This window comes from Thalassotalea fusca (assembly GCF_053485835.1).
The window spans coordinates 351,247-378,004 of the sequence record NZ_JBQRUN010000003.1; the positions used below are offsets into that span (position 1 = coordinate 351,247).

The 26,758-nt window shown below is 42.8% G+C and carries 20 protein-coding genes; 12 read left to right on the forward strand and 8 right to left on the reverse strand.

The genetic code is table 11. From position 1 onward, the window contains the following. Window positions 1-140: 140 nt before the first annotated feature. Window positions 141-1,955: an alpha/beta fold hydrolase gene (locus ACSLUK_RS05910; protein WP_448547608.1), complete on the reverse strand. Its 1,815-nt coding sequence runs from the start codon at window positions 1,953-1,955 to the stop codon at window positions 141-143. A gap of 291 nt (window positions 1,956-2,246) precedes the next feature. Here ACSLUK_RS05910 and ACSLUK_RS05915 point away from each other — a divergent pair, with 291 nt between their 5' ends. After that, window positions 2,247-3,128 (forward strand): KIAA0556 family protein, encoded by an 882-nt coding sequence (locus ACSLUK_RS05915; protein WP_448547609.1) that lies wholly within the window; start codon window positions 2,247-2,249, stop codon window positions 3,126-3,128. A 98-nt stretch (window positions 3,129-3,226) separates the two neighbouring features. On the opposite strand, the gene ACSLUK_RS05920 is transcribed toward ACSLUK_RS05915, so the two are convergent. Next, window positions 3,227-4,072 (reverse strand): histone deacetylase family protein, encoded by an 846-nt coding sequence (locus ACSLUK_RS05920; RefSeq protein WP_448547610.1) that lies wholly within the window; start codon window positions 4,070-4,072, stop codon window positions 3,227-3,229. 148 nt (window positions 4,073-4,220) lie between these two features. Further along, window positions 4,221-5,426: an EAL and HDOD domain-containing protein gene (locus ACSLUK_RS05925; RefSeq protein WP_448547611.1), complete on the reverse strand. Its 1,206-nt coding sequence runs from the start codon at window positions 5,424-5,426 to the stop codon at window positions 4,221-4,223. 305 nt (window positions 5,427-5,731) lie between these two features. On the opposite strand from ACSLUK_RS05925, the gene ACSLUK_RS05930 reads away from it, so the two are divergent. Further along, on the forward strand, window positions 5,732-8,020 hold the full coding sequence (locus ACSLUK_RS05930; RefSeq protein WP_448547612.1) for an ABC transporter substrate-binding protein: 2,289 nt from the start codon (window positions 5,732-5,734) through the stop codon (window positions 8,018-8,020). Window positions 8,021-8,047: 27 nt separating this feature from the next. Further along, entirely contained in the window at window positions 8,048-8,455 is a 408-nt protein-coding gene (locus ACSLUK_RS05935; protein ID WP_448547644.1) for a GGDEF domain-containing protein, read from the forward strand. A 36-nt stretch (window positions 8,456-8,491) separates the two neighbouring features. Here ACSLUK_RS05935 and ACSLUK_RS05940 read toward each other — a convergent pair whose 3' ends face one another. The 4 genes from ACSLUK_RS05940 to gorA all read right to left on the reverse strand — a co-directional run bounded on the left by ACSLUK_RS05940 (window position 8,492) and on the right by gorA (window position 12,752). After that, window positions 8,492-10,513 carry a TonB-dependent receptor plug domain-containing protein gene (locus tag ACSLUK_RS05940; protein WP_448547613.1) on the reverse strand — a complete coding sequence of 674 codons (2,022 nt, stop codon included), beginning with the start codon at window positions 10,511-10,513 and terminating at the stop codon, window positions 8,492-8,494. A gap of 173 nt (window positions 10,514-10,686) precedes the next feature. Further along, the gene (locus tag ACSLUK_RS05945) at window positions 10,687-11,073 is read right to left on the reverse strand and encodes a type II toxin-antitoxin system VapC family toxin (protein WP_448547614.1); all 387 of its coding nucleotides are present in this window, start codon (window positions 11,071-11,073) and stop codon (window positions 10,687-10,689) included. Next, a complete protein-coding gene (locus ACSLUK_RS05950) occupies window positions 11,070-11,303 on the reverse strand; it encodes a type II toxin-antitoxin system Phd/YefM family antitoxin (protein WP_448547615.1) in 234 nt (77 codons plus the stop codon). The genes ACSLUK_RS05945 and ACSLUK_RS05950 overlap by 4 nt, the downstream gene beginning before the upstream one ends. 99 nt (window positions 11,304-11,402) lie before the next feature. Beyond that, window positions 11,403-12,752 carry a glutathione-disulfide reductase gene (gene gorA / locus ACSLUK_RS05955; protein WP_448547616.1) on the reverse strand — a complete coding sequence of 450 codons (1,350 nt, stop codon included), beginning with the start codon at window positions 12,750-12,752 and terminating at the stop codon, window positions 11,403-11,405. A 166-nt stretch (window positions 12,753-12,918) separates the two neighbouring features. Here gorA and prlC point away from each other — a divergent pair, with 166 nt between their 5' ends. The 3 genes from prlC to ACSLUK_RS05970 are packed head-to-tail and all read left to right on the forward strand — an operon-like array spanning window position 12,919 to window position 16,454. Then, window positions 12,919-14,961, forward strand: a complete 2,043-nt coding sequence (gene prlC, locus ACSLUK_RS05960) for an oligopeptidase A (RefSeq protein WP_448547617.1) — start codon at window positions 12,919-12,921, stop codon at window positions 14,959-14,961. Then, window positions 14,961-15,656, forward strand: coding sequence for a DNA-3-methyladenine glycosylase I (locus tag ACSLUK_RS05965; protein ID WP_448547618.1), 696 nt, complete (start codon window positions 14,961-14,963; stop codon window positions 15,654-15,656). Before prlC ends, ACSLUK_RS05965 begins: the two co-directional genes overlap by 1 nt. Continuing rightward, entirely contained in the window at window positions 15,657-16,454 is a 798-nt protein-coding gene (locus ACSLUK_RS05970; protein ID WP_448547619.1) for a class I SAM-dependent methyltransferase, read from the forward strand. Window positions 16,455-16,496: 42 nt separating this feature from the next. Here ACSLUK_RS05970 and ACSLUK_RS05975 read toward each other — a convergent pair whose 3' ends face one another. Beyond that, window positions 16,497-16,958, reverse strand: coding sequence for a helix-turn-helix transcriptional regulator (locus ACSLUK_RS05975; protein ID WP_448547620.1), 462 nt, complete (start codon window positions 16,956-16,958; stop codon window positions 16,497-16,499). Between the two features lie 257 nt (window positions 16,959-17,215). Here ACSLUK_RS05975 and ACSLUK_RS05980 point away from each other — a divergent pair, with 257 nt between their 5' ends. The 6 genes from ACSLUK_RS05980 (at window position 17,216) to ACSLUK_RS06005 (ending at window position 26,659) form a co-directional block, all read left to right on the forward strand. Then, the gene (locus tag ACSLUK_RS05980) at window positions 17,216-17,620 is read left to right on the forward strand and encodes a GntR family transcriptional regulator (protein WP_448547621.1); all 405 of its coding nucleotides are present in this window, start codon (window positions 17,216-17,218) and stop codon (window positions 17,618-17,620) included. A 4-nt stretch (window positions 17,621-17,624) separates the two neighbouring features. Next, window positions 17,625-18,536, forward strand: coding sequence for an ABC transporter ATP-binding protein (locus tag ACSLUK_RS05985; protein ID WP_448547622.1), 912 nt, complete (start codon window positions 17,625-17,627; stop codon window positions 18,534-18,536). 12 nt (window positions 18,537-18,548) lie between these two features. Then, window positions 18,549-20,438: a hypothetical protein gene (locus ACSLUK_RS05990; RefSeq protein ID WP_448547623.1), complete on the forward strand. Its 1,890-nt coding sequence runs from the start codon at window positions 18,549-18,551 to the stop codon at window positions 20,436-20,438. Further along, on the forward strand, window positions 20,431-22,368 hold the full coding sequence (locus ACSLUK_RS05995; RefSeq protein ID WP_448547624.1) for a hypothetical protein: 1,938 nt from the start codon (window positions 20,431-20,433) through the stop codon (window positions 22,366-22,368). Before ACSLUK_RS05990 ends, ACSLUK_RS05995 begins: the two co-directional genes overlap by 8 nt. Window positions 22,369-22,428: 60 nt before the next feature. After that, on the forward strand, window positions 22,429-24,549 hold the full coding sequence (locus ACSLUK_RS06000) for an alpha/beta hydrolase family protein (protein WP_448547625.1): 2,121 nt from the start codon (window positions 22,429-22,431) through the stop codon (window positions 24,547-24,549). 160 nt (window positions 24,550-24,709) lie between these two features. Next, window positions 24,710-26,659, forward strand: coding sequence for a methyl-accepting chemotaxis protein (locus tag ACSLUK_RS06005; protein ID WP_448547626.1), 1,950 nt, complete (start codon window positions 24,710-24,712; stop codon window positions 26,657-26,659). Window positions 26,660-26,758: the final 99 nt, after the last annotated feature.

Consider the following 26,758-nt stretch of genomic DNA (forward strand, 5'->3'; position numbering starts at 1 on the left):
CTTATGTGAAACTTGCGGGTATGAATGTTTGAACAAAAAAAGACGTTTTGTGCTGTTATCAATGAATACCCTAAATTCATAACAACACAAAGCGTCTCAAATCTTATAATGCTTTAGCTACAACGTCACCAACTATAAGGTTATTGTGACAACGCTAGTGTTTGCTCAATCACGTCAACAATCGCTTGAGGGTGTTCAAACATCACCATGTGATCCGCATTTTCTAGTGCATGATAAACACCACCGGTCAGTGCACTGACGGATTCGCTCCATGCGCTGCTATCGTTCATCCATTTTATCAATCGTGGTTTATCTTCTTCATTAGCATTGGCAATGTCTTTTAGTTCAAAGTCAGAGTCGATGATTGAAATCGGCACTGCGTTTGTAAATGTGAATTGGCGCGATAATTCCAAATCATCATGATAATGCGCGATTTCTATCGCTCTCGTTTGCTGGTGTGCAATCGATAAACGGCGTTGGCTAATATCGTCGAAATATGTCCAATCCATTTTTTCTTGCCATTGCTGTGGAATAAGCGACGCAATTTCTTCTCTTTCGAGTGCAACTTTTGCTGCTGTCCGTTCGGTCCATGCACCTGATTCAAGATAAGGTATAAGTTGTGGCAACTTTTCACGATACCAAGATACCGGATAGTCCTGGTAAAACGCGATACTATCATCGGTCAATGTATCCGGATCAATCCAGACTACGCCCGCTAAATCAATCGCTGAATTTGCTTTGTGGTTGTCGATGAACAATTTGGTCGCAATATTACTCGATGAAAAACCTACCAATAGAACACTCTGTGCCTCGATAGCTTTCAGAATTTCGGGTAAATCGTCTCCCAGTGCCTGATAAGAAGCTAATTCACTAAATTCACTATAGCCGTTACCGAGTCTATCAATAACATGCACACGATATTGCTCGGCAAGCACAGGTTGTAACAACGAATACCACGCACTATCACTATGGAAGTTGTAATTAGGACCGGATAGCAAGATTATCGCAGGCTTTTCTGTATTGTCGCCCATTGAACGAACATGATACTTTCGATCATTTACGTTATATATGTGACTGTTGTCTGGTAAATTAGTATTGCTCACTTGCTCAAAGAACTGTAATACCTCATCGCTGGTCTCATAGCCAGTAAAACGCCAACTATGACCACCTTTTTTAACGGCAATTAGCTTATTAACAGTCTCTTCACCTCGATACTCATGCACCTGCACTCTGTCATTCGGATCAGTAATTTGTTTTTCGACAGTAATCTGGTTGAGTCTCGCAATTACTTCAATGGCCTTTTCACTTGCGATAAGTGTAAATGTCGATTGGTTCCGTCCATAATAGGGAAGCACGTTGTCTGCTGTGCCATGTACCATCATGTAATCTGTCGGTGTTCCTATGGAGCAAGTTTCCGACAATTGAATTGACATAGGCGCGCCAACCGAAACGATACCATTGAACACATGACTACGATTACACAATAAGTTCTGGGTAAACAACCCACCTTGCGAGTACCCAACGGCGTAAATTTCATTACTATCAATATGAAAACGTGTTTTTACATCAGCAATTACATTATCTACGTATGACAAATCGTCTACTCCTAAACGATAAGGCTTATTGCACATACAACCTTCCTCCCACTCTTCCACCTTTGATTGTGGATAAACGACAATATAGTCGTCTGAGCGTGTTTCAAACTGTGTTAATGATTGCATCCCTCCTGCAGAACCGCCAGAGGGGTGAAATGCCATTAGTAATTTGTATACTCTGTTTGGATTAAATGACGCAGTCGGTTTGGCTATATGGTAGAAGCGGTCACCTATCGAAATTACATTCTCTGAAGTCACAGGTATTGGTTCAGGTGCCTGACTGCCCTGATCCGATTGACAACCACTAATGAGCACTAAGCTCGACATCGCGATTGCCCCAAGTTTTACTTTAAATTTCATGCCACGCATAACTCACCTTACGTTAAAAAATACATAATCTTCGAAACAGTTAAACATTCACTGCTAGTTACGTTTTGATTTCCATGGATACAACATAAACGTCTGCGATATTTATTTAGATAAGGAAAAGCTGATGTTTTGATAATGATTTATAATTTCCTTTATTTACATAACATTATGATATTTCCCAATGAATATCTGCGACAAATAATTCAGCTAAGCTTCAACGCATTGGCGTAAAAATTGCTGCTCTATTGCTGTTAACAATAACGTCAAAAAATGGACTGCCCTATGAAATTACACTATGCACTTTTGGCCTCAGCCGTCACGCTATCTGCGGCGAGCTTTGCAAGTTCAGTTGAAGAATATTCAGGAAGAATTACCAATATATTTGTTGGTAAAACAGATACGATTAAAGTTGGCATCGTCACCAATGAAGAATCACCGATTAGCTGTGATATAGAAAATCATGCTGAATGGCCACTTTATTTCGAGTCTGGTCAAAGCTATTCAGACCGCTGGTTTGATCTACTTAACACCGCACGCCTCGTGCAAGAACCGATTCGCATAGGCTATACCGCTACATCAGAAGGCGCTTGCCCTATTGAATATCTGGCGTTAATTCAAGGTAATGGTGGCGACATCAATGCGCCAAGTGATGGCTTATCAAGGTTGGGCAAATACGGCAACATTGCTTTGAACTACACTAATGGCCTAACCGACGCTAGTTATGATGCCAGCGATTATTACCGAAGTGACGTACCACAGGCAGCATTTGACGGATACATTTATAACGAGCAAATCGCTGAAGGCTTGGGTTCACCTATTGGTCGAGGTTTTTGGCTTGTCAGAAAAGATACAACACCTAACAACGATACCCAGTACTGGATTGAAGTTTCTTATGATCAGCCAGTCACTGTGACGGGCTTTCGCGTAATGCTGAACAAACAATCAATGGATTTAGGACGCGGTATCAAAAAAGTGACGGTGCAAATGTCTGACGACGGGTATGATTACTATGATGTTGAATCATACGTATTTCCTCGCAGCCAAGACCAACGGGCACAACTTACCGATAAGCAAACGCTTACTCATTTCAGATTACTTATTGAATCAAACTATGGTGATCAATACATCGAAATCGATGAAATTGAATTGTACTCAGAATTGTAGACAGTTATTTGCTTAGCACGCTTGTCGCAAAACCACAGGCTTGAGAGATAATAGAAAGGTTTGTCATATTGGCAATTTACAATATGACAAACTTCAACTTAGCAATATTTAGGATATAACCCGAAGGCAGATTCGATCACAATTGCATGGCGCTCTGCAAGCCTTTGATGGTCTTTATCGTAGCCGCCGCCAATTACTGTAGCGACAGGAATGTTGCGTTTTAAACAGTATTCGATTACCTCCGTGTCGCGACGTTTAATACCTTGCCAACTAATATCTAACCGTCCAAGCACATCCTCTTGCCATACGTCGACGCCAGCGTCGTATAACACCAAGTCAGGCTTTACTTCATCAACGAGTTGCGAGAGTGTGTCGAGCACTACTGAGATATATGCATCATCCTGCAGTCCCACCTCAAGGCCAATATCAAGATCACTATTGAACTTTCTAAATGGAAAGTTCTTTTCGCAATGTATCGAGCAGGTAAATATGCGGTCATCATTCGCTAGAATACTTGCCGTTCCATCCCCTTGGTGCACATCGAGATCAAATATTAAAATTTTGTTGACCGTTCCTTCATCGACAAGGGTTTTAGCCGTATAGGCAAGATCATTGACCATGCAAAAACCCGAGCCAAAATCATAGTGCGCATGATGTGTACCGCCAGCCAAATGGCAAGCCAATCCCTTATGAAGAGCAATACGCGCAGTGAGCAATGTACCATTAGGTGCCATTTGTGTACGGTCGATTAATCCTTGGCTCCACGGTAAACCGACTCGGCGCCACGTTTTAGACTCTAAATTATCGCTAAACATATCGGATAAGTACTGCTGACAATGCGTAAGACTCAAATCTGCAAGAGACGCTGTTTTTGGGCGATAAACATTGCCTTTTGCTAGTCCCTTTTCGCGTAAATATTGATATAGACGGATGAATTTAGACATCACAAATCTATGGTCATCAGGAAATGGACAGGAATAATTAGGGTGGTAAACCAAAGGTAACACGAAAAAACACACCAAAACGTCACGCAAACATGTGACAACATTCTAGCGAATGTGACCTTTGTGAGCTAGTTGTAATACCAAACGACTACTTTGCAAGATTTAAGAATCGCATTTGGCTATCAGCCCAAATAATAGCCTCACTATTTAGCGTATTTAAATCCGCCGTATATTTTTTCTTCTCTGAAATAAGGAATACGTTCGACCAATCTCCTAACTCACAAGCTTTCGCCAATTCAATATAGCTTGCCAACGGACCACGTTGTTTAATAATAGCTTTCTCCAACATGCTCGATAGCGACAATTTTTCAATAGCTGATTCTTTGCTCTCGTTAAACAGCGCTTCGATCAACGAAAGTAACCCCGCCAAGAATGCTTCTGAGGCATGAGATTGCTGACCCGGTATGGATTCACACAGTAACTCACAAAATTTTCCACGGTACAACGAAACACGTACCAACTCGTTAGATCGCCCTTTACAGAGCGTTGCGCTTAGCAACACGGAAATAAAGCGTTGAAACTCAGAAAGCCCAAGTGTAACAACTGCCTGTTTAATCGTAGATACTTCTTCACGTCGTTTAAAAAACACGGTGTTGGCATAGCTTAACAACTTATAAGTTAAGTACACGTCACGACTAACGGTTTCCATTACTTTTTTCAAATCAACGCCATCTTGTGAGGTTTGATACAGCAGCTCCGCCAACGTTGACTCTGCTGGTGCTACTTCACGCTTGCCTCCAACTTCCGGCGTTGCATAGTAATGGCCTTCAAATAAACTAAACCCCATACGCTGTGCGTCGGCGAACTGTTCGCGTTCATCAAGATTATTTGCGATGATTTGGATATGCGGATAACAGCCAATGCAATCAACGAGCGGCAATAACACATCATAATCGATGGCGGTCGCATTCACTTTTATGTAGGCAATGCACGGATAAACCAGCTCCCAGGCTGAAAGGTTCGCTAGTTCAGATAAGCAAACGTTGTAACCAAGCTCGTGCATCGTATGGATTTCTTGTAACAGCTCGGCTGACGGATTTTCTTGCGCGCAAATCTCAACCACGAGTTTCTCGGGATCAAATTTTCTTGGCCAATGTGCTTCTACCAATGGATGATCAAATACGATAAACGCTTTGTGTTTAGCGACGAGCGAATCAAAGTGGAGCAATTCTCCTTCATTCAGCCGTACTTGCTCTGTTAATACGCTTTTGAGCGGCTGTTCAAAACTTAATTGGTAGCCATAAACACTTTGATTACTGTTAAAAATTGGTTGGCGAGAAAATAATACCGACATGAGGAACATCCTTGCACTTAGTATTCCGTAGTAACAAATATACTAAGTGTAGACGGTTTTCAAAGCGGTCATACTTTAAGAGAGAAAAAATATTTACCTGATAGAGTGAGTGATCATGGCATCCAATTTTTCATTCAAATGCATGGTTCATAGACTATTGATAGCTCACAGTATCGCCCCTCAATCATCGTATTAATTTGCCCGAAAGATCGAATGTAAACGTTAGTTTGTGGCGCGCTCAAATTGCATAACCAAGGCCTTACATTATACTAACAAATTAAAAATCAAGGAATTTGATATTACCAATGAGCGTTCAACGCAAAGTAATACATATCATACTAACCTTGGCTTTAATTGCGTTAACCTTTCCGATAAAAGCACAAGAAAAGGTGGTTTTGCAGCTAAAATGGCTACATCAATTTCAGTTTGCAGGCTTTTACGCAGCTAAAGAACAAGGCTTCTATGAAGAGGCTGGGTTTGATGTCACAATTCTTGAGCGGGATATGGCAACCTCACCAGTAAATGATGTATTAGAGAAGCGTGCAACCTTCGGTGTTACCGATTCCAGCATTGTACTTCACCGAATGAATGGCCGTCAGGTGGTCGTGCTTAGCGCCATTTTTCAGCATAGTCCTTTGGTGCTCATTGCACTTGCAGAAAAGAATATTCGTACGCCTTACGATCTCATTGGCAAGAAGGTGTCATTTCAGGATACCACTGACAGTGCGCCTATTACCGCGATGTTTTCCAGCTTAAACATCAAGCGAGACATGTATAAGTACGTGCCATTGACTTTTAATGATATGGCACTAATCGAAGATGGCGTCGATGCGATGTCTGCCTACATTACTGACCAACCCGCCCAATATGAACAAAAAGACATTCCATTGACCATCATCGATCCACGTAACTATGGCATTGATTTATATGGCGATATGATTTTTTCTAGCCAAGAATACGTTGAAAAACATCCAGAACGTGCGTTAGCTTTTTCACAAGCGAGCATTAAAGGTTGGCAATACGCGCTAGAACACCCAAAAGAAATCACAGAGTTGATTATTACTAAATATCACACCAAAAAATCTCGAGAATTATTGTTATTTGAAGCACAAAAAACGCGTTCATTGGTACATTCAGAAATAGTACCCTTAGGCAACGTGTATAAAGAAAGGTTTCTGCGTATAGCGAATATCTATCGAGAGCTCAAGATGACAAATGTTACGAGCAATTTGGATGGGATGTTACTTGATGAATATTTAACCAAAAAGCCCTTCATTAGCGATCGTAATTTACAAATTGGTATTGGCACACTTGTCGCTATTCTATTTCTTACGGTTGGCTTTAATTATCAACTGCGTAAAAAAGTACTGTCCAAAACACGCGAGTTGCAGTCAGCCAATGATGAACTAAGTGATAACTTAAAGGTTATTGCTAAACAAAATAAACAGCTTGTTGAAGCCAAGCAATTTGCCGAGGAGGCAAGTTCCGCAAAGAGTGCCTTTGTTGCGAATATGAGTCATGAAATTCGCACCCCAATGAACGGCATATATGGCGCGTTGCAGTTAATTAACAATGAACGCTTGAGTGAGAGTGGTAAAGAACTGACATTAAACGCCATCTCATCAACCAAGCGCTTGTTAGCGATTACTAACGATATTCTTGATTTTTCTAAAATTGAAGCGGGAAAGTTACAAATTGAAAATCGCGACTTCAATCTCAACGACATTCTAAAAGAGCTCAAAGGTGACTATACCAGACTCGCACACGAAAAAGGATTGGGCTTTACCATTTATTGCCCCCCCAATCTCAACAGTTATTGGATTGGCGATCAGCTAAGAATTAAACAAGTACTGGTCAATATGTTGTCTAACGCTATCAAGTTCACGTCAAAAGGAGTAGTAACGTTAAGTATCCGCTATATTGAATCAGCAGAGAAAGTCCAATTTTCTATCGCAGACACAGGTATTGGCATGACGCCGCAAGGGCTTGAACGGCTGTATGAAAAATTTGATCAAGCGGATAACTCTACAACGCGTGAATACGGTGGTACAGGGTTGGGCATGGCGATTTCGCGAAATTTAGTCAATTTAATGCATGGAAGCATCAGCGTAGAAAGTGAAGTCGGCAAAGGCACCACATTTGTTGTGAGTCTGCCCTTAAAACAATCTAACTTAACCCTAGGTACTTTTGACAGTTACTTACCACCAGAACAAGAAGTCGTAATACCTGATTTTAAGGGAAAACTTGCGTTAGTCGCTGAAGATAATCGTGTTAATCAAATCATTATCAAAAAAATGTTGGAATTAACCAACATAGAAGTGGTTATGGCGGCGAACGGCAATGATGCGGTAACGTTGCAGCAGCAACTGCAACCAGACATTATTTTTATGGATATTCATATGCCAGAAATGGATGGCGTGTCAGCATGCCAAGTGATCCGAAAAGAAGCACAAGAGGTGGTTATCATCGCCACCACGGCAAACGTACTTAAAGAACAAGTTGAACACTATATGGCCTCAGGATTCAATGCTCACTTAGCCAAACCGATTGAACAAAGTATTTGTTATCAATTAATGACTAAATATCTGACGTAAATCAGTATTACAATTCCCCATCCTTCAATCAGACTTTACGGCGAAGAGTTTTTAGTAGTTACCAGAAATTTACCGCGCTCCGATGCTGCCACATTTGCGGAACGTATCAGGGCTGCCATTGCCAGTTATGAGTTTGTCTTAAATAGCGATCAAACGATTAATCGTACCTGCTCTATTGGCTATTGTTGCTATCCTTTTCTGCCATCTCATCCTGAATTAATCTCTTGGTCACAAACGGTCGATCTTGCCGACGATAGCTTGTACATGGCGAAAAGAAGCGGCCGTAACGCTTGGATTGGCTTAGAAACTACCGGTAAGACACAGCCCGATGCCTTATTTCACCGATTGCACCAACAAAAGTATGAAGTGATAGAATCAGGTGAAGTGAACATTCGTACTAACATAACTTCTGAAGTGGTCTATCAACAGCTCTAAGTAAATTGGCTTTCAGATATTGGCACTACTTTTCAGTTAGAATGTGTATTGTAACTTGGCCTCGTAATAAAGCGGCCGCCCCTTCACATCGTAATAACCGTCTGGTGCATACGTCGGATTAAAACGCCGCGCATTGCCGAAGTTACTCACTTTTAATCCCAACGATAAGTTAGGTGCTAAGAATTGTTTAATCTTTACATTTACGCTGCCTTCAATGACTGAACGCTTATTGTCTGCATCAACTAATGCTTCGTTTCGCACACGATTATGATAGGTATCACTTTCATTGCGCCGTCCCACAGCATTTAGTGCTAAGAACACAGCATAATGATCGTTCTCCAGCGATAAGGTCGCGTTAACAATGTCTCGTGCCACACTCGCTTCATCTGTATTCAAATGCGTATAATTCATATCCAAGGACGCGTTATCAAAGAAGCCATCACTAAAGGTCATCACCTGACGCCACTCTATTTCCGTGCCAAAAATACTCTGCCTATCATCGGTATTTTGATACTGACCACCGTCAATAGACTGAATAAAATCACGTAAATCACTATTAAATAATCTTGCGCTTATAGTATGTGCCGCTGACACATAATACGACAATTCAAACTCTGTCGTTTTGATCGTTTCCGGTTTAATATTTGGGTTACCCGGCACATTGTTATCACTACGGATCTCATATTGTTGCAAAAAAGTTGGTGGTCTGTATGCCGAACCCCAAAGCAATTTCGCCGACCAATCTTCGCTCGACTGCCAGGTCATTCCTAATCGCGAGGAAACTTTGTCACCAAAAATAGCGTGGTGGTCATATCTCGCGCCAACAATCATTTCTAGTTGTCGATCCATGAGTGCAATATCTTGCTGCCACAACACCGCATAGTTTTCGGCACTCGGTACGTCATTTTCACCATCGCGTAAACCCGATAACAATCGCTCAGTCGGTAAAAAGTTTTCGACAAAAATCGTCTCGTGGTATTCAGACACCTGCCATTTATCAAAGAACAAGCCTAAACTGGTTTGCAACGTATCAGAATGATTAATAGTGGCGTAAGATTTTAGCCCCATTCGACTTGAATCTAACTGCGAATCAGACGCAAAAAACAGCTCTGCTGGTTCTCCTCGAACGGCATCACGATCAAATACGCGATCTGTCGTGCTGTAGTAAACAATATTCTTCAATAGAAAGTTGGAAAACTCATGATTAAGCTGTAATGAGATATTGTGAGATTTGTATCGCTGTGACTTATAGTCGCCGCTTGCATACATGGGATATTCGGTCATGTAGTTGTCGTAACGATAATCCACCAACCAACTGCCAGCGCCTATTTTTATTTGGCCACTTAACGCGTCAACATCGTTGTGATGATCAGAGACGACTCCCGAACGGTCATAATCTTGAGCGTAGCCCTGCGTATCATAAGCGCGCCCCGAGAATCGATAGTTTATATCGTCACGTTGTACACTGTACGCAAACGACGCTCCTGAGGTTTGAAACTTGCCTAAATGGGCACTAACATGACTAGTCGCAGTCGCATCTTTGGTGACTACGGCGACCACGCCAGCATAGGCATTACCACCATAAAGTGCAGAACCAGGGCCTCGGATAAGCTCAATCCGTGCAATGTTGTCTACACGAACGGCTTCATCTGGCGACCAGCCGCCAAATACGGCTTCGTTTTGTGGCACACCATCTATAAGTAATAATGTTTTGGTATTTCTGCCACTCGGTATGCCGCGTATCCACAACATATCGCGACCATTACGGCGATGCAGTATTTGTACACCCGGCAAATACATCAGTATATCTGACAGTGTATTCGCCCCCATCATTTCAATCTGCTCAGCGGTAACAACGCTGACAATATTGGGCGCTCGTGACAATGTTTTTTCTACCACCGATGAACTGGTGACTTTAATATTACTGAGCGCTTCCAACGACAGGTTAAATAGATCGTCGTTGGATGGTGCAGCCACACATGTGCCAGCTACCTGCATACACCCACAAAATAACAATGCACCAGAGCGCCAGTTAAGAGAAGAAAATGAAGATGTCATCAATACTTAGCCTGAAATTCACCAAAGTGTTAAGTTCACGCTAAGTATAGTCACATATAATTGGATTAACCTTTGATTACTATCAATTTAACTAAATGAACGGGTAGAATCGCTTCACTACTTACCGTAATAGACGGCTGTTAGAAGCAACCGCCACATTCGATTTACCAACGCTATTCTTCAGCGTTCATCAATCTAACCTTATATGGCGGATACTTCTCATCACATGTGATAATAACTAACCCTTCCGCTTGCGCTTGGGCTATCAACATACGATCAAATGGGTCCTTATGATAGTCTGGCAACTGACCCGCCTGATCGCCATGGAACAGGCTAATCGGCAAAGACGTAAAACCTTCTTCTTCAACTATACTTTCCATATCTTCAGGTGCAATGAGCTTTCCAATAGAACGCTTAATAGATATTTCCCATGTTGTTACAGCACTAACATATATTTCGTTTTTCGCATCAGCAATAACACTTCTTGCTGTCGGTCCAAGCTTGGGGTTGTCTTCCAACCACCACAACAATGCATGCGTATCCAACAAAACACGTTTCACAGATCAGCCTCAAATAAATCATTCAATTCTTTTGATTCATCATTAAACCCTTCTTTAAGTTGGATTTTCCCTTTCAATCGTCCAGGCTTTCGCGCTTTGTTAACGGCCCTGTGAGGTATTAAATCTAAATAGGGCTTACCTGATCTAGCAATAACTACTGACTCACCATTCCACGCAGCCTCGCCTAACTTGGACAATTGAGATTTGGCTTCATGCATATTGACTTGCATATGTCACTCCAAAATTTAGCTAAACTTAGCTAAATTGTATTGTATAAAAAAAGAGCTGTCCAATCTCTAAAGCATTGGAAGGAAACGTCACCACTTGAGCTACATCGTCACAAACTCTTCCGCCGACGTTGGGTGGATAGCCACCGTATTATCAAAGTCAGCTTTGGTTGCGCCCATCTTCATCGCAACCGCAAAACCTTGTAATAGTTCATCACTACCAAAGCCGATTGAATGAATGCCAACGATTTTTTCTTCTTTACCCACACAAATTAGCTTCATACGTGTTGGATCGCGATAATCTTCGGTAATCGCTTGATACAGCGCAGTAAATTGTGAGTTATATACTTTAACTTGTTCTTCACCATATTCTTTGATGGCTTCTTTTTCGGTTAAACCGACAGTCCCAATAACAGGATGGCTAAATACCACCGTTGCCACATTGCTGTAGTCAAGATGCTCATATGGTTTATTGTTAAATAATCGTTCGCAAAGTCTGCGTCCTGCTGCAACAGCTACCGGGGTCAGTTGTACTCTCCCCGTATTGTCGCCAACCGCATAAATGCCATCTACATTGGTGTTCTGATATTTATCCGTTGGAATATAGCCGTGTTTATCCGTCTCGACGCCAGCCGCTTCAAGATTGATATTGTCGGTGGCAGGTTCGCGACCAATCGCCCAAATCAAGCAATCAACAGGCCCTACCGACTGACCGTTTTCCAAATGAATAATCAAACCGTCATCAGTTTTTTCAATGCGTTGAGGAATACTATGCGTATGTAATTTCGGGCCATGTTTTGCCATTTGCTCAACTAAGGTATCGCTTAGCATGTCATCAAAGTTACGCAATGGTTTAGCTTTTCGCACCAGTAGATGTGTGTCACTGCCTAACGCATGCATGACGCCCGCTAACTCCACAGCGATATAACCTGCACCAACAACAGCTACACGCTTAGGTTGTTCAGTGAGCGCAAAGAAGCCATCTGAATCAATGCCATATTCAGCACCTTCAATGTTTGGAATGGTAGGTCTGCCACCTGTGGCTATAACGATGTGATCAGCAGTGATCTGTTCGCCATTTACTTCAACAGTATTCTTGTTAACAAATTTCGCAAAGCCATCAATTACAGTCACATCATTACTGGCAAATCCTCGCTGATACGCGGCATGAATCCGCTCGATATATGCTTCGCGATTCTTGACTAACGTTGCCCAGTCGAACGACTGAAGTGGCGCATTAAAGCCGTAATCGGCGGCATAATGTAATGAATCAGCAATTTGTCCGGCATACCACATCGCTTTCTTTGGCACACAACCAACGTTGACGCACGTTCCACCGATTTGCTTAGCTTCAATCACTGCGGCCTTCTTGCCATGTCTCGCTGCACGGTTCGCCGATGCGATACCACCACTACCCGCACCAATGGCGAGAAAATCAAAATGTTGCGTCATGTGTATTCCAAACTTTTATTCAAACTGCTAACAATATGGGACTTCTTACATTTGCTTTCAAGCATAGCGTAATAGTACCTGACAAAAAATAACTGACCGTGCTCCTTGAATAAATCATTCAATGGCATTACATCTAAACTATTCGAAATCAATGAAACGATGCAAGATGACAAATCCTTTACTGACACAATCTGATTTACCGGCGTTTTCGCAAATTAAGCCTGAACACGTAAAACCAGCGGTTGAAAAAGCAATCGCTGACTGTAAGCAAGCAATTGAAACCGCGCTAGCTAGTGGTGCTCCATACACTTGGCAGTCACTGGTCGCGCCAATTGATGAAGTGGATGATGTGTTAAGTAAAGTATGGTCACCAGTTTCTCACATGAATTCAGTGATCAGTTCTGATGAACTTCGCGAAGCATATGAGTCTTGTTTACCTTTGTTATCTGAGTACGGCACATTTGTTGGTCAACACCAACCATTATTTGAAGCCTATCAGGCGATTGCCGACAGTGAGCATTTCAGGACACTCAACACAGCACAGCAGAGGGTAATCACTAATGCGCTACGCGATTTTAAATTGTCGGGTATTGCATTGAACGATGAAGACAAAAAACGCTATGGCGAAATCGTTACCCGCTTATCTGAATTAAGTTCTGCGTTTGGTAATAATGTGTTGGACGCTACGCATGCATTTTCAGTACACATTACCGATGAAAGCGAACTTTCCGGTTTGCCTGACAGTGCGAAAGAAGCCGCTAAAGCCTTAGCTGAGTCGCAAGAAAAATCAGGCTGGCTGTTTACGTTAGATATTCCAAGCTACTTACCGGTAATGACCTACTGCGAGAACCGCGAGCTACGCGAAAAAATGTATCGCGCCTATGTAAGTCGCGCCTCTGAGCTAGGCCCTAATGCTGGTGAATTTGATAACAGCCCGATCATGGCAGAGCTATTGTCATTGAAACATGAAGTCGCACAATTGCTTGGGTTTGACAATTTTGCCTTGAAATCTTTGGCAACTAAAATGGCCAATTCAATTGAAGAAGTGATGGGCTTTTTAGAAGGCTTAGCGGTTAAATCAAAAGCGCAAGGGCAAAGAGATTTTGACGAAGTAGTAAAATTTGCACAAACGGAACACGACGTAACTTCGCTGGAAGCGTGGGATTTAGCGTTCTATAGCGAAAAGTTAAAACAAAGTCAGTATGCAATTTCTGATGAAGAGCTGCGTCCATATTTCCCAGAAGAAACTGTGGTAAAAGGCTTATTCGAAGTAGTGCATCGTTTGTTTGGCCTAACCATTACACAACGCCAAAACGTGGACACTTGGCACAAAGACGTTAAGTTTTTCGATGTATTTGACACCAACAACCAGCAACGCGGTAGTTTTTACTTAGATTTATACGCTCGCGCTAAAAAGCGTGGGGGTGCTTGGATGGATGACTGCAAAAGCCGCAGACAAATGCTTAATGGTGACATTCAACTACCTGTGGCTTACCTAACGTGTAACTTCAATGGGCCTGTTGGCAACAAACCTGCGCTGTTTACGCATGATGAAGTCGTCACCCTATTCCATGAATTTGGTCATGGTATTCATCACATGCTCACGCAAATTAACGAAAGTGGTGTTTCAGGCATCGATGGTGTGCCTTGGGATGCCGTTGAATTACCTAGCCAATTCCTAGAAAACTGGTGTTGGCAACCAGAAGCATTAGCGTTTATTTCAGGTCACTATGAAACGGGTGAGCCATTACCACAAGATTTACTCGATAAGATGCTAGCAGCCAAAAACTTCCAATCGGCTATGCAAATGCTCAGACAGCTAGAATTCAGCTTGTTTGATTTTAAAATTCACGCTGAATATTCACCAGAGAAAGGCGACCAGATTCAGGCGACGCTTAATCAAGTACGCCAAGAATATGCCGTGGTGCCAGTGCCTGAATTTAATCGTTTTCAACACAGTTTTTCCCACATCTTTGGTGGCGGCTATGCGGCCGGTTACTACAGCTATAAGTGGGCGGAAGTGTTATCAGCAGACGCTTTTTCACGATTTGAAGAAGAAGGCATATTTAACCCGAAAGTTGGCCGTGATTTTCTTGAAAACATTCTGGAAAAAGGGGGTTCACAGGAGCCAAGCGAACTATTTAAAGCATTCAGGGGCCGCGAACCCAGTATTGATGCACTATTAAAGCACAGTGGGATCACTGGCTAATGGCATTGGAATCATTCGACAACCTGTATCAACGGGCGGCTGATCGTAAAGGTGGGCATTCGGCACTCGATGTCCTCCTTGGCGAAGGCAATCAAAGTGCACTGGTTGCCAAGCTAAGTGATGACCGCATATTGGCAGCTTTTACCAAGAAAGTGTTTCAATCGGGCTTTGTTTGGCGTGTTGTCGAACAAAAATGGCCTGATTTTGAACGGGTGTTCTTTGAGTTTGATATTGAAAAAATGCTGATGATGCCTGACGAACTTTGGGAGACCAAAGCCAGCGACGCCAGCATTATTCGCAACTTTAACAAAGTTAAAACCATTAAAGCCAATGCTCAAATGATTTTTAACGAACAACAAAATGGCCATTCATTTGCCCAATTTATTGCAAATTGGCCGGATGAAGACATTATTGGCTTATGGGCGTACTTGAAAAAGCATGGAGCCCGATTGGGCGGCAACACTGGCCCATATGCATTGCGAGCGCTGGGTAAAGATACGTTTTTATTGAGTCGTGACGTTGAAGCCTATTTTCGTTCTTACGACATTATCTCGGGCGGCATTCAAACCAAAGCCAGCCTGAATGCAATTCAATCGTCGTTTAATCAATGGCAACAAGAATGTGACTTATCGCTTAACCAGCTGAGTCGATTAGTCGCTTTTGCCACAGGCGATAACCACGTGCAGGCACAATAGATGAACTTAACCGAAATTGCCGTCGCTTACGCACATTCCGACGATGCCGAATTGGCGAAAAAAATTGCCCAGCAATGGCAGTTTCAATATATCGGAGACATCGCTGCCTCTGAAAAACGCGACGATTTAACCTTTGCGCTAGTGGTTGACACGCAGGCCTTATCATTACATAAGCTTGATGAACCTAAACTAGGCGGTATCTGCGTCGATTTCGTTGAAGGCGCGGTTGCACATCGTCGCAAGTTTGGTGGCGGTCGAGGACAAGATATTGCCAAAGCAGTTGGTTTGAAACACGGCTTTACCCCCCACGTACTAGACGCCACAGCAGGGTTAGGACGCGATGCGTTTGTACTAGCGTCACTTGGCTGTCAGGTATCAATGATCGAACGAATGCCAGTAGTTGCCGCATTGTTAGAAAATGGTTTAGAACGCGCAAAACTTAACAGCGAAGTTGCTGACATCGTGCAAAATATGTCATTGCTTCACACATCATCGATTGACGGTATGGATAACGTCCTGCAACCCGACGTTATCTATCTCGATCCTATGTATCCACATCGCGAAAAATCAGCGGCAGTTAAAAAAGAAATGCGAGTTTTTCAATCGCTAGTAGGGGAAGATTTAGACGCTGATGAATTACTCGCGCCAGCTTTAGCATTAGCTAAGTATCGTGTCGTGGTAAAGCGGCCTTCTTATGCGCCACCACTTGCAGATAAAAAACCATCAACCAGCATTAAGATGAAAAAGAATCGCTTTGATGTATACGTTAATCAAGGCATCCCTAAAAGCATAAGCTAACTATCGAAAAAAGAGAGAGACTCCTCTGCTCTCTTTTTCCAACTATTGGGTTAATTTATTTCTTCGCCTATTAACGAAGTACAGCCCCCAAAATGCAAGTGAAAAACAGCCAAGTATGACTGCAACTATCGGACTATCTTGCCACAACCAAGACACATTTTTCTCATCAAACGTAAATCCAACAACCATACCTAAAAATACGATAGCTGGAACCAAGAACACGTTCAGTCGTTTGTTGTAAATTGAATTTTCTGAAGACGGAAAGGCTTGTTCATGAGAATTTGACTCAACTATATCATCGGTTTCAGAGACTAATAGTTGCTCCACGGAGATGCCAAAAGCAGCGCATATCGCTTGCATTGATTCTGGCGACGCCAGCCCTGTTTTTTCAATTCGTTGCACAGTGCGCAAACTTAAATCAGCTATTTCGGCTAACTGGCTTTGCGTCCAAGCACGCGTTTCTCTTAGTCGTTTTAGTTCATTGGAGTTTAATTGCATATCCATTTTCGTTTTCTCGCATTTGTTAAGTCATACACTGAGCTTAACTATGACCAGAAAACCCTCTTGTTAGTACGTCAGTTTTGTGACATCGCTTAATTGGCATATGACACTCGCCAACTAACAGAAATCCCACAACAATCAAATTACTTCAATAACAACAACTTATCAATAAACACATAAAAACAACCCAGTGTACTATTGACAAAGTAGTACACTGAACTTAGTGTACTACTACAGATAGTACACTAGTGAAAGTATTGATGACAAAAACGTCTGCAATAGCGATTCAAATAGTTACCGGGGACGCTCGGCCTATTTTTCGCCAAATTGTCGATGGCATCCGACGGGAAATTGCCAGCGGGAATTTACAACAAGGGAGCAAACTACCCAGTGTTCGTGGTTTAGCACTACAGCTGATGATAAATGCAAATACCGTTGCAAAAGCATACGGTGAGTTAACAGCGCAAGGGCTACTGGAATCACGAAAAGGCTTAGGGTTATTTGTTGCCGAAACCACTCAAATGTTGAGTGATGAAGAGCGTGAGCAACGATTAAGCGAAGCAACTAACCGCTTCATTAATGACGTGATAACGCTTGATTACAGCCCAAAAGAATTGAGTGAACACTTACTTACAGCGTTCACCCAATTCAAAACAAAGGAATAACAACATGACGACCGACATCATTTCCACCCATGGTTTGACGAAACGATTCGATAGTAAAACAGCACTGAACGACTTTAGTTTAACGATTAAGGCAGGTGGTATTCACGCTATCATCGGTGCGAATGGTGCAGGTAAAAGCACCTTATTTAGAATATTACTGGGGTTGGAAGCACCCACATGTGGCGAGTCTTTTATCTTAGGTACAAATAGCCAACAGCTAACACCCGAACTGCGTGGACGAATTGGTTACGTCAATGAAGAACATACCTTGCCAACCTGGATGACCGCAGAAGAAGTTACTACTATGCAGCGTAACCTCTATCCTAATTGGCGTCAGGATATCTATGAAAATGTCCTTGGTAACTTTGACGTGCAGCCGCAACAAAAAATATCTATGTTATCGCGTGGTGAGCGTGCTGGTCTCAACTTATCAATGGCATTGGCGCAAGCACCCGAAGTCCTTATTCTGGATGAACCGACACTAGGGCTAGACGTGGTTGCCAAACAGGCGTTTCTAGAGGCGCTCATGTATAGCGAAAGCGATTTAGACACCACGATCATCTACTGTTCACATCAAATGGAAGAAATTGAGCGTGTCGCAGAAAACCTAATCATCATTGAAAACGGCCAAGTGAAATATACCGCAAGCCCTGATGAGTTTTGTGAACGCATCAGCTACTGGATATGTGACTTTGACGGGGACAGAAAGCAACTAGCACAGTTATCGGGCATCCTGTCTGTACGTTTTATTGAAGACCAGTACCACCTGATAATTGCCGATCAATCTGCCACTGCAGTGAAAAGCCAGCTAGAAAAACTTGATATCACGCAGCCTATTCAAGCGCCTATTAGTCTTGATCGCGCTATTAGTTCGGTACTAGCGAAAAATCATCGCGCACCGAACAAAGCGGCATAGGGAGACGATGTCATGTGGGATTTATTTTGCAGTGAATTCAAGCGCTACCGCTTAGCGGCAGTCGTGATACTCATTGGCCAGCTTGTGTTATGGACACTCTATTCGAGATTTGACCCAGTCTTGATCCCTCGCAGTGAAAAGCACGCATTCTTGGTGTTCTCGTGTCTGTTTGGCGGCATATTTTTTGCCGCGATTTCTATCGGTTTACACAAACGTAAAAACAGTTGGACTTACTTGGTACATCGCCCTTTGGCAACCAACAAGATTCATGCGGCTATCAGCTGTGCTGGTCTGACGGTGCTATTTATCGCATTTGTACTGCCATTCTTAATTGTAATTTGCTACATGGACCTAGTGACCAATGCCATTGTTGAATTTCGTCACTATATCTATATTCTGCACTTGTTCTTGATCGCTGCTGTCGCCTATTTTCTGGGACAATTTGCGATGTTGACGCCTAATCGCCTAGTATTTGCCTCGTTATGGATACTGACTTACTTGATTATTTCTAATCAGGAACCGGTTGGTTATTTTGCCATTATTGATATGACATTTCTGGCTACTGCGATCTATCTGGCGCATCGCTCGTTTAAAGTCAACTTAAGCACCTACAGCGAAGACAAAGGCGTGATCATACTAAGTGCCGTAGTATTGCAACCAGCACTGTTAGTGGCATTGTTGTCACTACAAGCTTTTTACTACCATATACCGTTGAACATTATTGGTGCACACCCAGATCAAGTTGAACTAGCCAAAGAAGAATCAGGAAGTTATCGCCAGTTTGTTCGCGGTGAGTTGCCGGAGATGTTTCAACAAGTACTCGCTACAAGTAGTTCATCAATCGCAGAGAGTTTGGCACGACAGGTGACCCTCGCTGAATTTGAAGACTTTTCTCGTGCCAGTTACCGTGTCCCGCAAAGACAAGGGATGTTTATGCATGAGTCTACACGCCATTTCATGCTGTCTGATGGAGAAAGCGCGTCGTGGTATTTCTCTCACAAAGACATGCTCTTTGTCGGCTATGACAACATCTCGAATGCCATTATCGGCTACTTAGGACCAAAGCGTTTTATAAATTTAAACCAAACAGTAACTGAGCAAGACAGATTTGAACACGTCGCCATTGGTGTTAACCAGCGTTACATTCAAACAAAGCGCTCAATTTATCGTGTCGACTTTGTTCATAAACGTATTGACCTTAAGCACACACTTACAGGTGAAAATGAAGTTTACCGCACCGTATTCAAGCCCATGTTTGATGTAACGGCAATTCAGTCAAACAAAGCAACGTATTTCTTCAACCAAGTGTCTTTTAACGATACGTTTGACACAGAAATTCCGAGCCACGTCGTCAAACACCCTGCCGCCATCACCTACCAGTTAGACACGACAATAACGCAAACAACCGACGGCTATGTGCTCATGTACTTGAGTCACCATTTACTTGGTGCTGACAAAGCTGGTGCAACTTTGGTTTATGCACCCCACGAAGGTGATACGCAAATATTGGCTACGTTAGCATTTTCGCAAACACTGCCAGCGCTAATACACTATCAACGCCTGATGATTTCGCCCATTGTACTAAATATTTTAGATAACACCCTGATTTCAGCGGTTCATTTTCCTGATGAACTCCCTAAACAACAAGGCTACTTCTGGTTACGCGACATCCCGACAATTGTAACGACCTTCTGTATTTTTGCTGCGCTATTTTCTGCATTTACCATCTATTGGCTAGCGAATCGGTGCACAATGAGCAACAGCAATAAATGGCTATGGACAGCGATTGGTTTGCTGTGCAGCATTCCTGGATTGATTGCTTTTTTACTTATGTCCCCTTGGCGCGAGCGCAATATCAACGAACCATTGCCGATGTATAAAAAGGAGCTGGCCAATGTTTGATCTCTTCAAGTACGAGTTACAGCGTTTTCAAAAGTACGCATTGATAGCATTTATTGGCTACGTCGCTATTTTGGGTTATCAAATCAGTCAAAAACCCCTGTTAAATAGCACGCAAACGCAGGAAGCCATCTTAATGCTCATTGCGGTGATAGGTGGTTTGTTATTCGGTGCAGGGCAAATGTGGCTGCACAAACGCAAGAGTTACTGGACCTATTTAGTCCATCGTCCGCTTAGTACCTCACGTATTTATCACGCGCTTGCTGGTGCTGGCGCTTTATGGACGATAGTCGTGTGCAGTGTTCCTTTTCTCCTTGGCACTATCGCTGTCGATATATTTGATCGTGAGCTCGTTGAAGCCCGTCACTATTGGTATAGCCTGCACATTGCAGCGATTGCTTTGTTTGGCTACCTCGTTGGTACTTATACGCTACTGAACCCAAGTTGGGGAGCCCTTTTCTCTACTAGTGCGCTGTTTTTAATGTTAAATCACACGCCGTCTTCGGTGTCGGTGACGCTGCTAGTTGATCTGGTATTCGTTGCCTGTGCCTACTACTTATCGTTAGGCTCATTTAAAGTGAATTTGTCGACGCACTTTACCAAGAAGCGCCAATTACTCATCGCGTCGGTACTCATGCAGCCGGGGCTTGCGCTACTAATTTTGTTTAGTCAGGCGGTGTTTTATCACATTCCATTGACCATAGCGGGCACTCACCCTGATCAATTAGAAAAAGAACAAATAAATGGCTATCTATCACAAAGCTGGCAATGGACAGCCAGTGAGATGATTCAAAATGTGTTAGGTAACAATCAAAGTGACCTAACCGAACAACAGGTTACCGCGCTCAGCAAACAAGTTGAATTAGCGAACAGTGGCCGAATTAAAATTGAGCCGCATGCTAATCAAGTTGATGGGCAATTGTTCAACAAAGACAAGACCTATTCCCTTGACGACAAAGCCAATAAAACGTTTTGGCAATTTTCTCATAAAGAGCAAGTGCTCATCGGGCGCGGCTTTTACAACCGGGCAATAAAAGGCGTAATCAGCAAGAATCGATTTATCGAGGGTGAAAATGCGCTCGCACAATTAGCCGATAGTGAAAAGTTTACACAAGTGCCCATGTTAACAGCCAACCGTTTCATTCAAACAAGTAATACACTCTATATTGTTGACTTTGTTGGCCAATACATTGAAGTAAAACATCAATTGATAGATCCGAGCGAGTTCTACACCAACGAAGTTCAGCTCGATGCTAAGAATAGTTTAGCCATTTTGACAACGAATAAGGGATTGTACTTCTTTGACTTGAATAGCATTCAGCAAGCAAACAGCTATAGCGAGCCACACCTTGTTGTTAAAAATCATCGGGAATTGTTTGATCCACGTTATGCCCAGTATTACCTGCTCGTTGATGGCATACTGATCAAATATGTAGAAAGCCATTACTTTGGTTTTGAGCAACCGGGCATTGGCCTAGTGTACGCAAAATATGATGGCTCCACGAAAGTGTTGGACGAAATGGCGTTTAAGGCGTATCGCCCCTTGCCTATTTTCATTGAAGATCAACTCTATTGGCAATCGCCTATTTTTATGAGTGTGATTTATGACTATGCGCGTAGCCACCTTTATCCACATTTGCCTAATCGTTACACGACATTAGAGAACTTCGACAAACGTAACCGTAACGCCACGTCAGTTCTATATGCGTGGGTAGCCACAGTTATCGCGCTTGTCATCACGCTAATTGTCGGTCGTAAGGTTAAACTCCCAACATCTACATTGATATTTTGGCTTGTGTTAGTGGCGATTTGTTCATTGCCCGGCTTAGCGTCATTTCTGCTACTTAATCGTTGGCGCCATCAGATGTTTGGCGACTTATTCACGGTTTTTCGTAAGAAACCTCAGCCTGCTGAGATACCCGTTACGGCCTAAGTGCCGACTACAACAAAGGCAACAACCTAACACGTTGTTGCCAGCTTAAAAGGAAGACTTATGAAACATATTACTGATTTATTCAGTAGTAAGGCTTTTTGCGCCTTATTACTCTGGGTTTTTGTCCCCAATTTACAAGCCAACACTACGTCAGAAACACTAAAGGCAATGGTCAACCACAGTCAAGCGCTAGAAAAAGCACCATTGTTGTCTCGTGAACAAGTGTTGCGTAGCAGTAGGCTATCGCAGGTCACATTATCACCCAATGGTAAGCTCGTGTTGTATGCTACACGAGTCGGCCCGAGAGAGCGTAATCTCACTCAATATTGGCTATTTAACATTGCCTCACAGCGACACGATAAGTTATTTGCGTCACGCGACGTTGCCAGTATCAGTTGGTCAGCCAACAGCCAGAAATTATTTATGAAAGTAAGCGATGGCCTCGCTGTTCATCACTTGCAGCCAGATACTGCGCCCATACAGCTTGTAACACTTGATCCACAAAAACGTGAACGTTGGCTGGGTATTGATGAATTCCACAAAGATAGCTTTTATTACCGTTCATGGGACGTACTTAACGAACAGTTTGAAATAAAACGTATGAATGCCGAAGGCAAAGCTACATTGATTTATAGTACGACAACAGACTATGCAGATTTTGTAGTTGACCATCGTACAGGCTCCCCCTTACTTGCCAGCACCCTTAACATCGCGCCCAACAATAAGGGTGAACTCTTATTTTTTGATTTAACACGAAAAGCGCCTAAAGAAATTTGGCGTTGTCAGTGGAATGAAGATTGTACTGTGCTTGATTATCACCTCAAGACACAAACTATGCTGTTGGCCTCTAATCAATTTAGCGACCTTGTTCAGTTGTACCACGTTGATTTAGTCTCGGGTGACCATCGCGTTTTACATCAAGATCCGCTCAGTATTGCAGACATCACCCAAGTTTCATTGTTACAAGATGGCGAGAATATTAAAGCTCCAGCACTCACTAATTATCATGGTGACCAAAACAAGGCCTATGCAATTACCACAACATTAGACCCACACCTACAATCGATTCAAACAGCATTGGGCCAACACGGACTGCAATTTGGTTTGCCACAAGATAAACAATACATAACGGATAATCACTGGTTGGTGTCACAACACACCAGCGATTCTGCACACACGCGCTATTACCTATACCAACCGCAACAACAAAAACTCACGCCGATATTTGATGATATTGTCAGCAAGCTGCATCAAAAAGAACCACTCATGCCAGATAACGCTATCGCGCCCAAGTTTGCTGTAAGATACCAATCTCGTGACGGCTTTGAACTGCAAGGTTATCTTACTTTGCCACGCGGAATTGACCCGAAAAAAGCACCTATGGTCGTGTCGGTACACGGTGGGCCTTGGTCACGTATTTTTGATGGTTTTGACCGTCGTGCTCAGCATCTTGCCAATCGTGGTTATATCGTTTTTCAACCAAACTTTCGTGCATCTGATGGTTTTGGTAAGGCCTACCTTACCGGTACGAACAACGACTTTGGCGATGGCACTAGCCAAAATGACATCATCGACGGTGTTCATTTTCTGCTAAACAATAGTATTGGTGATAAAACGCGCTTAGCGATTATTGGCCATTCGTTTGGCGGTTTCAGCACGCTCGCCGGACTCACATTTACGCCCGACTTATTTCAGGTTGGCTTTGCCGGTGCGCCGCCCACCACTATGGGACGTTCAGCAAAATACTACTTTCGCTTTAAAGAGAAAATACGTAAGACCCATAACGACTATTTTATGAAACAGCTGGTGGTAGATTGGGATGACAAAACAGCGTTTGAGGCGTTACATGCACGGTCTCCAGATAAGAACTACCCACAAATTAAGCATCCATTGGTTATATGGGCAGGACAGCATGATCAACGGGTATTTATTACCGACGTGCAAGACTTCGCACTTAGGCTACAAGAGCAAAATAAGCCGGTGACATTGTTTGTTGATTCCAAGGCGCAGCATTCACCCGGTTCACGTCTTGGCACACTAGCGTATACTTACTTGCAGGAAAAAACGCTCGCCAAGTTCCTAGGTGGAAAGTTGGAGCCACTGAACAACAAACACGACAAAGCACTCATTCGATTTATCGACAAAAACTTAAAGCTAGACGCCAATCAGCTTATTGATTAATAACCGAATAATCTTTCATCAAACGAGTGATTTCTAGAATCATATCTGAGAAACACCCTATTGAAATATTGTTGTAATAAAACAGTAACATAACCGTCATATTATCGAGCGACAATCCGCTTCGGCGCAAACAGTTGTACAAAACAATAGGTCGTTTAGCATGCGTGTTTCAAGTTTTTCTCGTGGTTCGGTAGTCGCTATTAGTGCTTTTGCCGTGATATTTCTGGTTACTATGTATCAGGTAGGTAATTCGTTAGCAAAGAGCCGAGAAAGCTTCGCTGGCTATCAAAAACTTAAAGCACTGACCACCGTACAATTTTATCGTACGATAGCCAATTACTTACAATCAGGTGACGCCAGTTTGCTAAATTTGGCAGATGAGCAATTAACCCAAATCAGCACTAGCGCACAGCACATTGAAAACAAATCACTGGCAAATGAAATAGTTGAAAAAGCCAATAGTCTTAGCACTGAAATTGACACTAAGTTTCGTGCCTTAGGCAAACTAAGCGGTGACCCACTTGCGCTTATTCGCAACAATGAATTAGGCATGATTTCACTTAATCATGCTTTGGCTAAGTACGCACTTGAATCAGAATCACTCAATAATGAACAACGCGCCAGCTATTTGCTTACCACTAACCATATTGCACGTGCGCTATACGATATTATTAACACCCGTGAGAAACTGTTTCAGCAAGATAGCCAAAACAGTCAGGCATTGCCAAGACAACTTGCTGAATTAACTTCACAAATCAACGCACTCAGCCAATTTCCAGATTTGGCCATACACGCCGAAAGCGACAATGATTTTGGCGATGACGATCTGTTATTAGACGATGAAGCGCCCGAAGACTTGAGCTTGGAAGCGCTCGCCGAATTACAGTCGTTGGCCAAACGCTATCGCGGTGAAATTGACAATACCTTTAATTTACAATCGCAACGTCAAGAAGGGCTTACCTTATTAGCAAGCCGAGTCGCAGAACTTGAGCAAAGCATACTAAACGGTGAAACCCATTTACAGCAGGAGCAAAAGGCCCTAAATACACAGTTGTATTGGGTTGTTACCGGGTTATTAACCTTTTTGATGGTGTTTTTGATTGCGAACTACTGGTTAACGCGTAGTGTGGTACTTAATCCATTACGTAAACTCAGAGATAGTTTTGTAACGTTAGTGAATGAAGGGCGCGTTGATAACATTACTGGTATTTCACCGCACACCGAACTTGGTGAGATTTCAACGAGCTTCAATCAGATGGTGTCTAAACTCGCTGAAGAAGATAAGCAAAAAGCGCAGCAGCTCAACCTAGTATCGAATGCCATGCAAACCATGGAGCATCAAGCGCAAAACATTCTTGATTCGTCGTCTACAACGCATGAGCACTTAATAGCAGCGAAAGAGATACTGGTTGCATTGACCCAAGTGACTGATCATGTAAATACCTTGTCGCAACAGGTGGTAGATAACGCTCAATCCACTGAACAAGCAATGAATAATAGTCAAACTAAGGTTCAAGAAGTGCTTATTGCAAGTGAAGAAACCAATCAAGCCGCAAATGCTGGTCGCGAGGCTATTCTTACACTTACGCAATCGGTTGAAAGTGTTGGTTCAATTGTGGATGTGATCTCATCAATTGCCGACCAAACGAATCTACTCGCATTAAATGCTGCGATTGAAGCAGCGCGTGCTGGTGAACATGGTCGAGGCTTTTCCGTTGTTGCCGACGAAGTACGTCAACTGGCGGGTAAAACACAAGAATCACTGAATCAGGTCAGCCAACGATTGGAACAACTTAATCAGGCAAGCCAAACACTTGAGCAAAATATTTACGGCATCGAGCGAGCTTCTGATCAACAGCGTCAAATAGCCGAAGTATTAAGAGACAATGCAGCTAACGTAGTGCAACGCGCCATTACATCGGCGAATGTTGCCGCAGACACATTGGCGCAAATTAATCAGCAACGCAGTCATTTTGCTGATTTTGAACATGCTATGGGCAGCGTGAATAACGAAGTCAGCCATTCACGTAAGCTTGCCGAAAACATTTCCAAAGACGTTGCAGAACAAGTGTCAGACATTCATGCAACACTCAAACTCGTCGTGAACTAAATACTCGCTAACTAAACACTTGTTAACTACTGCATTCAAGCCTCTTTTCTTCTAAAATAAGGAGATAAAGGAGGCTTTTCAATGGCAAAATCATTGTGC

Bases quoted from the DNA above. Each gene is read 5' to 3' on its own strand.
- ACSLUK_RS05910 (WP_448547608.1), bottom strand. From the start codon at position 1,955: ATGAAATTTAAAGTAAAACTTGGGGCAATCGCGATGTCGAGCTTAGTG.
- ACSLUK_RS05915 (WP_448547609.1), top strand. From the start codon at position 2,247: ATGAAATTACACTATGCACTTTTGGCCTCAGCCGTCACGCTATCTGCG.
- ACSLUK_RS05920 (WP_448547610.1), bottom strand. From the start codon at position 4,072: ATGTCTAAATTCATCCGTCTATATCAATATTTACGCGAAAAGGGACTA.
- ACSLUK_RS05925 (WP_448547611.1), bottom strand. From the start codon at position 5,426: ATGTCGGTATTATTTTCTCGCCAACCAATTTTTAACAGTAATCAAAGT.
- ACSLUK_RS05930 (WP_448547612.1), top strand. From the start codon at position 5,732: ATGAGCGTTCAACGCAAAGTAATACATATCATACTAACCTTGGCTTTA.
- ACSLUK_RS05940 (WP_448547613.1), bottom strand. From the start codon at position 10,513: ATGACATCTTCATTTTCTTCTCTTAACTGGCGCTCTGGTGCATTGTTA.
- ACSLUK_RS05950 (WP_448547615.1), bottom strand. From the start codon at position 11,303: ATGCAAGTCAATATGCATGAAGCCAAATCTCAATTGTCCAAGTTAGGC.
- gorA (WP_448547616.1), bottom strand. From the start codon at position 12,752: ATGACGCAACATTTTGATTTTCTCGCCATTGGTGCGGGTAGTGGTGGT.
- prlC (WP_448547617.1), top strand. From the start codon at position 12,919: ATGACAAATCCTTTACTGACACAATCTGATTTACCGGCGTTTTCGCAA.
- ACSLUK_RS05965 (WP_448547618.1), top strand. From the start codon at position 14,961: ATGGCATTGGAATCATTCGACAACCTGTATCAACGGGCGGCTGATCGT.
- ACSLUK_RS05970 (WP_448547619.1), top strand. From the start codon at position 15,657: ATGAACTTAACCGAAATTGCCGTCGCTTACGCACATTCCGACGATGCC.
- ACSLUK_RS05975 (WP_448547620.1), bottom strand. From the start codon at position 16,958: ATGGATATGCAATTAAACTCCAATGAACTAAAACGACTAAGAGAAACG.
- ACSLUK_RS05980 (WP_448547621.1), top strand. From the start codon at position 17,216: ATGACAAAAACGTCTGCAATAGCGATTCAAATAGTTACCGGGGACGCT.
- ACSLUK_RS05985 (WP_448547622.1), top strand. From the start codon at position 17,625: ATGACGACCGACATCATTTCCACCCATGGTTTGACGAAACGATTCGAT.
- ACSLUK_RS05990 (WP_448547623.1), top strand. From the start codon at position 18,549: ATGTGGGATTTATTTTGCAGTGAATTCAAGCGCTACCGCTTAGCGGCA.
- ACSLUK_RS05995 (WP_448547624.1), top strand. From the start codon at position 20,431: ATGTTTGATCTCTTCAAGTACGAGTTACAGCGTTTTCAAAAGTACGCA.
- ACSLUK_RS06000 (WP_448547625.1), top strand. From the start codon at position 22,429: ATGAAACATATTACTGATTTATTCAGTAGTAAGGCTTTTTGCGCCTTA.
- ACSLUK_RS06005 (WP_448547626.1), top strand. From the start codon at position 24,710: ATGCGTGTTTCAAGTTTTTCTCGTGGTTCGGTAGTCGCTATTAGTGCT.